This window comes from Cyanobacterium aponinum PCC 10605 (genome assembly GCF_000317675.1).
GTDB lineage: Bacteria > Cyanobacteriota > Cyanobacteriia > Cyanobacteriales > Cyanobacteriaceae > PCC-10605.
Map to the genome: position 1 here is coordinate 2007255 of NC_019776.1, position 12395 is coordinate 2019649.

Consider the following 12395-nt stretch of genomic DNA (forward strand, 5'->3'; position numbering starts at 1 on the left):
TATCCGATAAGGTTAGGTGTCAGGTTGCAGGTGGTAGGGGTTGAAAATATTCAACCCTTACGAGAAACTAATTAATTACATTTGCCCTTTGCCCCTTGCTATTTTTTCAAAGGTTATTGTAAATCTCTCAGTATCAGTTTTTCTTTATCTTTAACTGTTGGTGGATTTGGTTCGTTATCATAATTACGATATTTTACCCGCAAATCTTGTAAATCAATACTCATTGTTGAAAACAAAATTGGTTCTTTTTCTGTGTCAAAATTGGGAACATATAAATAACTAATGCGAGGAATATTGAGATGGAATCTGATTAAATTTGCTGTTTCCATTCTGCCCACTGTTCTGCTGGCACACCCTTCATATAATCTCAGTAAGGTAGGTAAATTATCTAAATTATTAATATGTACTAAATAGCTTTTTTCAAAGAGTTTACCAAATGTCATTTCCTCACAAATTTTTCTTACAATTTCCAAATTACCTAGGGTTATTAACATTTCATCTGCTAAAAAACAAGCTCCTTGATAGCTACCAAATAAACTTTTTATATCTGCTTTTAGTGTAGAAGATAGTTGTCTAATAGTAGGGCGTTTGCTAAAACGACTTAAGGCTAAATAAAGTAATATATCTTGTCTTCTTTGATCTTCAATTTTATCCCATTCTTTTTGATCTGTTACTTGTAAAATAACTTTAAATGCTTGTCGATAAGTTCTAAATTCTGCCTTAATTTTTTCTTCTTGAAGTAACTCCCCTTTTTGAGGTAGTCTTCCTCTTTCACTATAAAAATCCATTAATGGTTTTAATAATTCTTCATAGTCAGCGAATTTTTTGGCAGGGGATAAAATACGAGGAGATTTAACCCGTGAATGAAACCTTGAAAGACGAAAATTATTAGCTTTTTCTACATTTCTAAAAACTAAAAATACTCCTAAGCCAATGGGTATTGCTTCTTCATTTAAAACTTGTTCAATGTAGTTTTTTAATTCTTCTTGTTCATAATATTTTTGAAAAGTATTTCTCTCGGTAACAATGCCATCTCCATAAATCATATAACCAGAAGTGCGATCGTCAATTAAAACTTGAGCAGAAACAATTAATATTTCTTTTGTTAATGACCATGCTTTGATTAATGCTTCTCGTCTTTCTGTGACATTTTCAATCACATTTATTATATAACCTAAATTAACAATATCTGCTTTTTTGAAAGGATTATAAGGTTGATAATAAGGATCCCATCCATGACTGATAAAGCCTTTTTCTTTGATGATTTCAACATCTAAGCCATGACCGCAACCATAGTCAAAAAAACTATTTTTTTCTGCAAATAAACCTGCTTCTAAGACTAATCTTACAGGACGAGAAAGTCTATTTCTTACCATAGCGGCACGGTGACGCTTAATTTTTATAAATTCTGCTGGATTATCATTAAGATTACAAATTAAAAAGTGGTCGAAAAAACTAATAAAATTATCTTGTAATAATTGCTTCCATTGTTTTTGAGTTCCTATGTAGCGAGGATTGTCTAAAAGTCCTAGTTTTTCTTCGAGATGGGTTAAATATGCAAATTTTTGATAGTTTGGATGGTTGGGAGTTAAAAAAGTTTCTTTGCGGTGCAAAATAGGGGGATTATTACTCTGAGAATATTCTATATTTTTGGTTGTTAAATCCTTTAAATTAACAACGATACTTTTGGCTAAAGGAGGATGAGGATTAGTTAAAAATTCAGGATAAAATAAATAGGATATTTTTGGTTCACTCAAACTAAATTTAATGAGAGTGAAGGTGCTTATATTATTAATAGTTTTCCTCGCTTTTAATTCATATTCTTGAATAGATTTATCTAAAAAATCTAAAGTAGAAATATGCACATAAAGATTCTGCGGAAGATGTTTTCCGATGGTACTTTGATGCAATAGTAAGGAAATTTGATCAAAGTTATTCACCATGTTATTTTATCTATTACTAAAGAAAATATGATCCTGATTGTCTTAAATTTTAAGGTAAAATAAAAGATTAGTCCCAAATATGTTGTCAATTGTTAAGATATGCCTTATGCCAGAACTATTAGTACTATAGTTGCGATCGCCCTTGCTTTGATAATGATTATATTGGGGGGTTTATATTTTACCATCTGTTTTGGTGTGATAGTCTTTCTCGCCCAATTAGAGTATTTTCGTTTAGTTAAAGCTAAAGGAATCGAACCCGCCGCAAAAACCACTCTAGTAGTTTCTCAACTATTATTAATCACTGCCACTTTTGTTCCTAATTTAACGGATGCAACCTTTGCCCTTGCAGGGGCGTTAATTTGTTTTTATTTGCTCTTTCAACCGAAGTTAGCAACCATTGCGGATATATCAACTTCTATTTTAGGGCTGTTTTATGCAGGATATTTACCTAGCTATTGGATACGTTTAAGAGTTAGTTTAGATCAAAATACTGCTTATGCTCAATCTATTCCCAATATTCATAATTTACCTTTAGATGGTTATTTTCCCATACATCCTTTTGATATTAGTAGTTTTCCTGATGCCCTTAAACTGACTTTTATGGCAATGGCTTGTATTTGGGCGGCGGATATTGGTGCTTATTTAATCGGGAAGAATTTTGGTAAAACTAAATTATCTCATATTAGTCCGAAAAAAACCGTTGAGGGTTCTCTGTCAGGAATTACAGGAAGTATTTTGGTAGGTTTAGTTGGTGCATGGTTATTGCAGTGGGATGCGTGGATAATTACTGGTTCTTTTTTAGGTTTATTAATCGGAGTGGTTAGTCTATTAGGAGATTTAATGGAGTCGATGATGAAAAGAGATGCCGGTGTTAAAGATTCTGGGCAATTAATTCCCGGTCATGGTGGAATTCTCGATCGCACTGATAGTTATGTATTTACTGCACCATTAGTTTACTATTTTGTCACCTTACTTTTACCATTATTTTCCCATAGTTTTTGAATAAAAAAAAGGGGATTAAATTCCCCTTCTAAGATAAATATATGTTTAAATAATCTCAGTTCGGTTTAAGAATATCGGATAAGGGTAGGTGTCAGGGAGTTTAGGTTTCAGGTTGCAGGTGTCAGGTGTCAGGTTTAGGGGAGTAATTAATCATTAGCATTATCAATTATTCACTATTCAAAAATAATCTTAAGGGCAAATTTAAGAGCCAATTACTGATTAGCTAAAGCTAAATCGGGATTTCCCTTTCTATTTTCCAAAGCCGCATAAAGACGATTTAAAGCACTGACGTAAGCACGGGCAGAAGCAACAATAACATCTGTATTCGCCGCATAACCTGAATAGGTTTTACCCTCATGTTTAAGACGAATAGTAACTTCTCCCATAGCATCGATACCAGCAGTAACGGATTTGACTGAATATTCCGTCAATTCATTAGGAATATTTACCACTCGATTAATGGCTTTATAAACTGCATCCACAGGTCCAGTTCCGATGGAAGCGTCACTCAACTCCTTACCGTCTGGGGTTCTTAGGGTTATTGTGGCGGTAGGAGAAGAATGATCACCACAGGAAACTTGTACTAATTCCAAACGGAATAATTCGGGGGGTTGTTGAATTTCGTCATTAACAATGGCTTCTAAATCCCAATCAGTGATTTCCCGTTTTTTGTCTGCCACTTCTTTAAAACGCAAGAAGGCTTTATTCAAATCATCTTCGGACAATTCAAAGCCCAATTCCTGTAAACGGGTACGGAAAGCATTACGACCAGATAGCTTACCTAATACAATTTGGTTAGTGGTTAAACCGATGGATTCTGCGTCCATAATCTCATAGGTGAGACGGTTTTTCAAAACGCCATCTTGATGAATTCCCGACTCATGGGCAAAGGCATTCGCCCCCACTATAGCTTTGTTGGGTTGCACCATCATGCCAGTTAGGTTAGATACCAAGCGGGAGGTTTTATAAATTTGTTTTGTGTCAATGTTAGTTAAAGGTTCAGTAGAATCAGTTGGACGACCCAAGAAGGGGTTAAAATACTGACGGCGCACATGAAGAGCCATCACTAATTCTTCCAATGCCGCATTTCCTGCTCTTTCACCGATGCCATTAATGGTACATTCTAATTGTCTTGCTCCGTTTTTCACTGCTTCAAGGAAATTAGCAACGGCTAAACCTAAATCATTGTGTCCATGCACAGATATAATTGCTTGGTCAATATTCGGCACATTATCTTTAATTCCTTTGATTAATGCACCGTATTCGCTAGGAGTTGTGTAACCTACTGTATCGGGGATATTTACTGTTGTCGCTCCAGATGCGATCGCAGCTTCTAAAACTTGATAGAGAAATTCAGGATCACTTCTTCCTGCATCTTCAGGGGAAAATTCTACATCATCAGTAAATGTTTTGGCATAGGCTACCATTTCAGGCACAATCTGTAATACATCAGCTCTGGTTTTTTTCAACTTATACTCAAGGTGAATATCAGAGGTAGCTAAAAAAGTATGGATTCTGCGTTTAAAAGCAGGTTTAAGAGCTTCTCCTGCACTTTTAATATCTTGCTTAGTTGCCCTTGCTAAACCACAAATGGTGGGGCCATTTTCCGTGCCTACGGTTTCTGCAATTCTTTGTACAGCGTTAAAATCCCCCGGACTAGCATGGGGAAATCCCGCCTCAATAACATCAACTCCTAATTTAGATAGGGCTTTGGCTATATTTAATTTTTCTTCTACATTTAAACTCGCCCCGGGAGATTGTTCTCCATCTCTTAAAGTGGTATCAAATATAATAATTCTGTCTGGCTGATTGGTCATAATAAAATCAAAAATGCCCAGTTATAACATATCTCTCTATCATAAACAAAAAGAAACTCGATCGGTAATGATTTCTCTTTCGACTTAATCAGGCAGTAAAGGATAATAGATGAGGGTAAGGGAAAAGGTTTTAATCTCAACGGCAAATCCCATATCATTAATTTATTAAAAAGGCGTTGTTGAATTAAGGTATGATTTTTAGTTGAGATCTGGAATAGGCAATAGGCAATGGTAATATTTGAGTGTTAGATATTGGGGATAATTTAAGCACACTTAAGGCTTGAAACCATCTCAAATCCTATACTCTTATGCCAAATGGATGTTAAATATTACCCCTGATATAAATTTTCGATCGCACTAACTAAATTTTCCTGTCTCATTAAAGATTCTCCAATTAAAACAGCATTTGCCCCTGCAGACTGAACAAAATCAAGGTCTTTTTTCTCGTATAAACCTGATTCACTAACAACGGTTATTTGTTTCTCCTTAATAATGTCTTGACGGGCTAATAAAATATTTTTTGTAGTGTTTAAATCCACCGAAAAATCTTGTAAATTACGATTATTAATTCCCATTAATTTTACCCCTTCAATATTTAAAATACGATCGCACTCTTCTAGGGTATGAACCTCAATTAAGGCAGTCATTCCTAAACCATTAATAATCTTTAAAAAGTAATTAATATCAGCATCTTTAAGAATAGCGGCAATAAGTAAAACTGCGTCTGCTCCCTGTAAACGAGCTAAATAAATTTGATAGGGATAGATAATAAATTCCTTACATAAAAGGGGAATTTTGACCGCATTTCTCACAATACTTAAATTATCAAAACTCCCTTGAAAAAACTCTCTATCCGTTAAAACAGATAAACAAGTTGCGCCCGCTTTTTCATATTCTTTGGCAATGACTTCAGGATCAAAATCTTCCCTAATTAAACCCTTACTAGGAGAGGCTTTTTTCACTTCTGCAATTAAAGCAGGTTGACGAGATGAATTTTTTAAGGCACTGAGAAAGTCAAGAGGTGCATCATTTAATTGACTAACTTGTTTTCGTAACTCTAACAAAGATACCTTTTCTCGCATCCTTGCCACTTCTTCTTCTTTTTGCCAAACAATTTTTTCTAAAATATTTTGAGGTTCACTCTCAGGTAATTTAACTTGATAACGTAGAGTTTCGATAGCAACGGGAGGAGATGGTTGTTGACGACGAATTTTCATTAATATTCCAAAAATAAAATTACTTATTTAAGTACAGTTTCACAATTATAACAGTCTTCAATATAACCTCTGTTCGGGACAAAATCACCTGAGTTCGATATAAAATTGTCGGTTAGGGTAGGCAAGAGACAAACTCCCCTTTATCCCCCCTCGAGAGGGGGGAGGGCAAAAAGCAATAGTATTTATAATTGATACAAACTACAGTTAAATTGATTTGAAATACATTTTTTCTCAAGAAAGTTAATTTTTTCGGAGAAAATTTCGCCAATTCTAAGTCTCAACTCCTTATTTTTCAATACCTTTTTCATCGAACTCAGTTAGAATCTATAGGTTAGAAGAAAGTGTTAGATAATTGAGAGTTTTTTGATTATCAATTATTCACTATTCACTACTCAATATTCACTATTCACTCTCATGTTAAATTTTAAATATTCTAGTGTCATTAATGCCCCCATCGACAAAGTATGGCATTTTCACGAGCGAGAAGATATTTTGCAAATATTAACGCCCCCTTGGCAACCAGTAAAAGTTATTCGTAGGGAAGGGGGTTTAGAAGTGGGAGCAACATCAGAATTTGTCTTGATGTTTGGTTTTATTAATATTCCGTGGATTGCCAGACATAGTCAATACGAAAAATACAAACAATTTACTGATGAACAAATTAAAGGTCCAATGGTATCTTGGACTCATTATCATCAATTTCAAACCGAAGGGGCTAATACTCGCCTTACCGATAAAATAGAGTATGAAATTCCGGGGGGATGGTTAAGCGAAATATGTTTAGGTTGGTGGGTTAATTCTCGTCTTCACGATATGTTTGCCTATCGCCATCGAGTTACTAAACAACACTGTGAAACCTAGTTTTAGTTTTCTAGCAAAGATGCAATTTCACTATTAGCAAACAGTTTACGGGTATCTTCAATTAGGTTTTCTCCCCAAAGATTTTCAATTAAAAAGTCAATTTCACCATAACTGTTATCTAAACTTAAAGCCTGTTGAGCTAGTTTTATCCCTTCTTGTTGTTTTCCTTGTGAGTACATAGCAACTGCGATCGCCAAAGTAGGTTCAGCTTGTTGAGAATCAATTTCTAAAGCCTTTCGCCAAGAAGCTATTGCCTCATTCGTTTTTCCTTGTTCATACTCCACTAAACCAATATTATTGATGGCAGGCCAAAACTGTGACTCTAACTTAATCGATTCCTGATAAGCAGTGATTGCCTCTCCATACTGATTCAGTTTGAGATAAGCATTACCTAAATCAAAATAAGCCTGTGGAACTTCATCACTAATTTTAAGACCAGCTTTTAACTCTTTGACAGCAGATTCATATTCGGCTAACTGAAAATAAGCATTACCCAAAGAAAATAAAACCTCTGACTCTTCTGGTGCTAGTTTTTTCGCTTCTAATAAGGCATTGACACCCTGCTCAATTTGTCCCGTCTGAATTTCTAATGTACCTAGAATAAACCATGTTTCATAATGATTAGGAGATAACTGCACTGCCAACCTTGCACGAGAAGAAGCCAAATCAAATTCTCGAAAATGAATTAATTTCACAGCATCTTGTATTAGTTGAAAACCATAATTATCCAAGTATTCACTATTTAATTCTGGTGTGTAGGGTAACAAAGTCTGTGCTTTTACCACAGATGGGCAAACAGAAACCACACCAAGACTTAAGAGAATGGAAAAAATTTTAGAACGAAACAACACTATCTTAAAATATTAATAATTAAATGGATTATGTATTTTAATCTTAAGCTATTGACCTTCAATTTGTCGGAATAATCATGAATTACCTAGGAAAAATTTAATAATCGCTTAAATTCTGCCTCAAATATCTTAACATCAAGTCTCATGGCACTATCTGGTATTTGCACAATAGCATCACCACTAGCAATATTACCGCCTAAAAACACAGATAAACCAACAAACCCCTCATTACCAATCAAAGCTATTTCCGTTGTTGTTTGATTTGATAAATTATGAACCAGAGAAATCATTGAATGCAGAGGGAAATAAACATACTCGATTACTTTGTGTTGTTGATAAATTACTTGTCCAGATAATAAAGAAACTTTTTCTAAGTGAGAAAATAGCATTTTATAATCATCTTGAGAAATTGAAGCTAGTATTTGATTGTCAGAGATTTGATTTTTATCCACAGATAGTGCTAAGTTAAGATTCCGTTAATACTAACTTAGATATGATTGCTAATTAACCTCAGTTCGGTTTAAGAATATCGGAGAAGGTCAGGTGTCAGGTTGCAGGTTTCAGGTGTTAGGGGATGGGGGGATGGGGAGATGAGGTGATGAGGGGAAAGAGGGAAACAAGTAATAAATAATAAATAAGTAGTAAGTATTCGTGGTTTTTCATTCTTAAAGTTTATAAATTATTATTTAATAACCCCCTATTGCCTATTGCCTATTGCCTCTTGCCTTTCAGCCTACCCTAACTAATAATTTACATACTCAAACTGATAGAGCCATTTTTATCCTCTGCGAGATCCTAATAAACGTATGAATTCATTTTGAACAACCCGATAACATTCACAAGAAGCCTTTTCTAATTTTTTATGATCTAAAATCACTATTTTTCCACGGTTATAGCGAATAATTCCTGCATCTTGTAGTGCATGGGCCGCGATTGTAACTCCCGCACGGCGGACTCCTAGCATATTAGAAATAAACTCTTGAGTTAAATCTAATTCATCTTTCTTGTTCCGCTTTATATTTAAGCATGGTACAAAATTGCCCCCAACCTACCTGTTGAATAGCTTTGGCTAGGCAATGATTTTTTATCATACCTTTAACATTGAGGTCTTCTAGCACTATAACTTGGTTTTCGTTTACTATCCTACGAGATAGTTTGTGTAGAAAATCCTCACGGCAATTAGTAATTTTTTTATGTACTTTAGCAACTTTTAATCTTGCTTTATTTCGATTATTTGACCCTTTTTGTTTACGGGATAATTGTTGCTGTTTTCTCTTTAAGTTAACTTCATGTTTTTTTAATATTTTTGGGTTATCAAACTTACTCCCATCACTGGTAATAGCAAAATGATTTAATCCTAAATCAATTCCTATAGCTTTACCTTCAGAGCTTACTTTTGGTTTATCTTTACCATCATCAACCAAGACAGAGGCATAATATTGATTACAACAATTCTTGGTAATAGTTACGGTTTTAATTTTTCCATCAATAGGACGGTGAATTTTTGCATAAACCAAACCAATTTTAGGAACATTAAGACAGTCGCCTTTAATACTGACATTACTAGGGTATTGTAAAGACTGCTTACCATGTTTGCTTTTAAAATTAGGATACTTTGCTCTTTTTTCAAAGAAATTATTAAAGGCTACTCCAAGATTTAAACAAACCTGTTGTAAGCACTGAGAGTAAGTTTCAGACAACCAAGAAGTTTCCTCCTGTTTTTTTAGCTCAGGGATTAACTTCTTAACATCGTAACCTGATAAACCTTTACCTGTCTGTTTATAAGTCTCATTCATTAAATTCAAAAAATGATTCCAAAGCCATCTACAACTACCAAAGGCTTTTGCCAGTGCTAGTTTTTGAGATGAATCTGGATAAATTCTGATTTTAATGACTTTTAACATTAAGTTAGAGCAAACGAGGTTTGATATAATTTATGTTAACACAAATTCGAGGAAATGTGGAATCCTTCGGATATTTTTTTTGTTGGGCGATTCATCCCACGCCTATTTGATGTATTTTTTTAGTCGAAAATTAGGCGTGAGGCTTCTCGCCAATTAAGCTAAAAAAATAGGTACACCAATCATTCCTTCGTTACCAATTAAACCAATTTTTGTCGTTGAACCATCTTCCATAATTGACACTAAGGAAATCATTGCGGATACAGGGAAATAGGCATAATTAATAGCATCATAAGGTTCATGTAATACTGATCCTGAAACTAACATCACTTCCTGTAAATGGGGCAAAAGCCTTTGATATTCTGATAAGGGTAGGTTATTTAATAACTGATTTTCAGAATTTATATTTTTCTTGCTCAAAGTATTATCTAAAAAACTTTATATTTACAATATTTTATAAAATTTATTTTTTCGTCCGTACGCTAGCGTACATTAATGTAATGATAATTTTACTTAATACACAGTTCAAGCAAATAATAAATAACAATTAATATCTAGTGAGTTAGACCTGCAAAATGTTAGGATTACATAGTGTATAGAGATAAAAGTGAAGTATAAGGAAATTTTGAATGGAAGAATATAATAAATCAATTTCTTTTTTTGAAGGAAGAGATATAAAAATACAGGTAGGATTATTAGCTCCTCAAGCTGGTGGTGCGGTTTTAATTCAGGCTGGAGAAACAGCAGTATTCGTTACAGCAACTCGTAGTGCAGGAAGAGAAGGTATTGATTTTTTACCCTTAACTGTGGATTACGAAGAAAGATTATATGCGGCTGGAAGAATTCCGGGAGGATTTTTACGCAGAGAAGGCAAACCCCCTGAAAGGGCTATTTTAACAGGTCGTTTAATCGATCGCCCCTTACGTCCTTTATTTCCTTCTTGGTTAAGGGATGACATTCAAATCGTGGCAACTACTTTGTCTATGGATGAGGAAGTACCCCCCGATGTATTAGCGGTGACAGGGGCATCAGTGGCAACTTTAGTGGCTCAAATTCCTTTTGCTGGACCGATGGCGGCGGTGCGTGTGGGTTTATTAAATGATGAGTTTATCATTAATCCTACTTTCCGTGAAATCGAAAAAGGTGATTTAGATTTAGTGGTGGCAGGTACACCTGATGGAGTCGTGATGGTGGAAGCTGGTGCGAATCAATTGCCTGAACAAGATGTCATAGAAGCGATCGAATTTGGCTATGAGGCAATCCAAGAGTTAATTAAAGCCCAACAAGACTTAATTCAGGAATTAGGTATTAGTATTGTTGTGGAGGAAAAAGAAGAGGAAAATCAAGAGGTATTAAATTTTATTAATCAACAAGCCTCCGAAGAGATCAAAAAAGTTCTCTCTCAATTTGATTTAGATAAAAAACTGCGAGATGAAGCGTTAGATAAAATCCAATTAGAAAAAGTAGAAGAAGCAATCAACGCTTTAGAGGATGATAACGAAATTAAAGTGGCGGTGACGGAAAACTCTAAATTAATACCAAGCCTCTTTAAGAAATTGACCAAAAAATTAATGCGTCAACAAATTATTGAGGAAGGGGTAAGGGTTGATGGACGAAAATTAGATCAAGTGCGTCCCATTTCTTCTCGTGTACGTTTGTTACCTCCTAGAGTTCACGGTAGTGCTTTATTCCAAAGAGGTTTAACCCAAGTGCTTTCTATTGCCACTTTAGGAACTGCTGGAGATGCTCAGGATTTAGCGGATGATTTACACCCTGATATTGAAAAACGCTATTTACATCATTACAATTTCCCCCCTTACTCTGTGGGTGAGACAAAGCCATTGCGATCGCCCGGAAGACGGGAAATCGGGCATGGTGCGTTAGCAGAAAGAGCAATAACCCCTGTATTACCTCCTCAACAAGAATTTCCCTATGTGATTCGAGTCGTATCTGAGGTGATGTCTTCCAACGGTTCAACCTCCATGGGTTCGGTATGCGGTTCTACCCTTGCGTTAATGGATGCAGGTGTACCTATTACTAAGCCTGTAAGTGGAGCGGCGATGGGTTTGATTAAAGAAGGAGATGAAATTCGTATTCTCACCGATATTCAAGGTATTGAAGACTTTTTGGGGGATATGGATTTCAAAGTAGCAGGTACAGATGATGGTATTACTGCGTTGCAAATGGATATGAAAATTACTGGTTTAAGTATCGAAGTGATTGCCAAAGCCATTAATCAGGCAAAAGATGCCCGTTTGCATATCCTCGGAGAAATGTTAAAAACCATTAGTGAACCTCGCAAGGAATTGTCTTCCTATGCACCTCGTTTAATGACCATGAAAATTGATCCAGAAATGATTGGTTTAGTGATTGGCCCCGGTGGTAAAACCATTAAGGCGATTACCGAGCAAACTGGTTCTAAAATAGATATTAGCGATGATGGTACTGTTACTATCTGTGCAACCCAAGCAGAAAGGGCGCAACAAGCAAAACGTATCATTCAAACCATGACTCGCAAACTTAATGAAGGAGATGTCTATTTAGGACGTGTTACTCGCATCATTGACATCGGTGCTTTTGTGGAAGTGTTGCCGGGTAAAGAGGGCATGATTCACATTTCCCAATTAGCAGAGCATCGTGTGGGTAAAGTGGAAGATGAAGTCGCTATTGGTGATGAAATTGTGGTCAAAATTCGTGGCTTTGATAATAAAGGGCGTTTGAATTTAACCCGTTTAGGTATTCATCCTGAACAAGCTGCGATCGCACGTCAAGAATCCCAAATCTAAATTATTAGGAGTTTAGA

General features: G+C 35.3%; 10 protein-coding genes and 1 pseudogene. 3 read left to right on the forward strand and 8 right to left on the reverse strand.

What is annotated here, in order from left to right:
* Positions 1 to 113: 113 nt before the first annotated feature.
* The gene (locus tag CYAN10605_RS08365; RefSeq protein ID WP_015219508.1) at positions 114 to 1943 is read right to left on the reverse strand and encodes a DNA phosphorothioation-associated putative methyltransferase; all 1830 of its coding nucleotides are present in this window, start codon (positions 1941 to 1943) and stop codon (positions 114 to 116) included.
* 99 nt (positions 1944 to 2042) lie between these two features.
* Here CYAN10605_RS08365 and CYAN10605_RS08370 point away from each other — a divergent pair, with 99 nt between their 5' ends.
* Positions 2043 to 2945, forward strand: a complete 903-nt coding sequence (locus CYAN10605_RS08370) for a phosphatidate cytidylyltransferase (protein ID WP_015219509.1) — start codon at positions 2043 to 2045, stop codon at positions 2943 to 2945.
* 212 nt (positions 2946 to 3157) lie between these two features.
* Here CYAN10605_RS08370 and CYAN10605_RS08375 read toward each other — a convergent pair whose 3' ends face one another.
* The gene (locus CYAN10605_RS08375; RefSeq protein ID WP_015219510.1) at positions 3158 to 4762 is read right to left on the reverse strand and encodes a 2-isopropylmalate synthase; all 1605 of its coding nucleotides are present in this window, start codon (positions 4760 to 4762) and stop codon (positions 3158 to 3160) included.
* Between the two features lie 329 nt (positions 4763 to 5091).
* Positions 5092 to 5979 carry an indole-3-glycerol phosphate synthase TrpC gene (trpC, locus tag CYAN10605_RS08380; protein ID WP_015219511.1) on the reverse strand — a complete coding sequence of 296 codons (888 nt, stop codon included), beginning with the start codon at positions 5977 to 5979 and terminating at the stop codon, positions 5092 to 5094.
* Between the two features lie 414 nt (positions 5980 to 6393).
* On the opposite strand from trpC, the gene CYAN10605_RS08385 reads away from it, so the two are divergent.
* Complete coding sequence (locus tag CYAN10605_RS08385) at positions 6394 to 6840, forward strand: SRPBCC family protein (RefSeq protein ID WP_015219512.1); 447 nt, start codon at positions 6394 to 6396, stop codon at positions 6838 to 6840.
* Between the two features lie 2 nt (positions 6841 to 6842).
* Here the strand turns inward: CYAN10605_RS08385 and CYAN10605_RS08390 are convergent, their stop codons facing one another.
* From CYAN10605_RS08390 to CYAN10605_RS08410, 5 genes and pseudogenes are all read right to left on the reverse strand, one after another.
* Entirely contained in the window at positions 6843 to 7691 is an 849-nt protein-coding gene (locus CYAN10605_RS08390) for a tetratricopeptide repeat protein (protein WP_015219513.1), read from the reverse strand.
* 86 nt (positions 7692 to 7777) lie between these two features.
* On the reverse strand, positions 7778 to 8143 hold the full coding sequence (locus CYAN10605_RS08395; protein ID WP_041922751.1) for a Crp/Fnr family transcriptional regulator: 366 nt from the start codon (positions 8141 to 8143) through the stop codon (positions 7778 to 7780).
* Between the two features lie 326 nt (positions 8144 to 8469).
* Complete coding sequence (locus CYAN10605_RS08400; RefSeq protein WP_041922460.1) at positions 8470 to 8655, reverse strand: helix-turn-helix domain-containing protein; 186 nt, start codon at positions 8653 to 8655, stop codon at positions 8470 to 8472.
* 37 nt (positions 8656 to 8692) lie between these two features.
* Positions 8693 to 9595: pseudogene (locus CYAN10605_RS08405) on the reverse strand (RNA-guided endonuclease InsQ/TnpB family protein); the annotation flags it as partial.
* Positions 9596 to 9748: 153 nt separating this feature from the next.
* Entirely contained in the window at positions 9749 to 10012 is a 264-nt protein-coding gene (locus CYAN10605_RS08410; protein ID WP_015219515.1) for a cyclic nucleotide-binding domain-containing protein, read from the reverse strand.
* Between the two features lie 209 nt (positions 10013 to 10221).
* On the opposite strand from CYAN10605_RS08410, the gene CYAN10605_RS08415 reads away from it, so the two are divergent.
* Positions 10222 to 12378, forward strand: a complete 2157-nt coding sequence (locus CYAN10605_RS08415; RefSeq protein WP_015219516.1) for a polyribonucleotide nucleotidyltransferase — start codon at positions 10222 to 10224, stop codon at positions 12376 to 12378.
* The last annotated feature ends 17 nt before the right edge of the window (positions 12379 to 12395 follow it).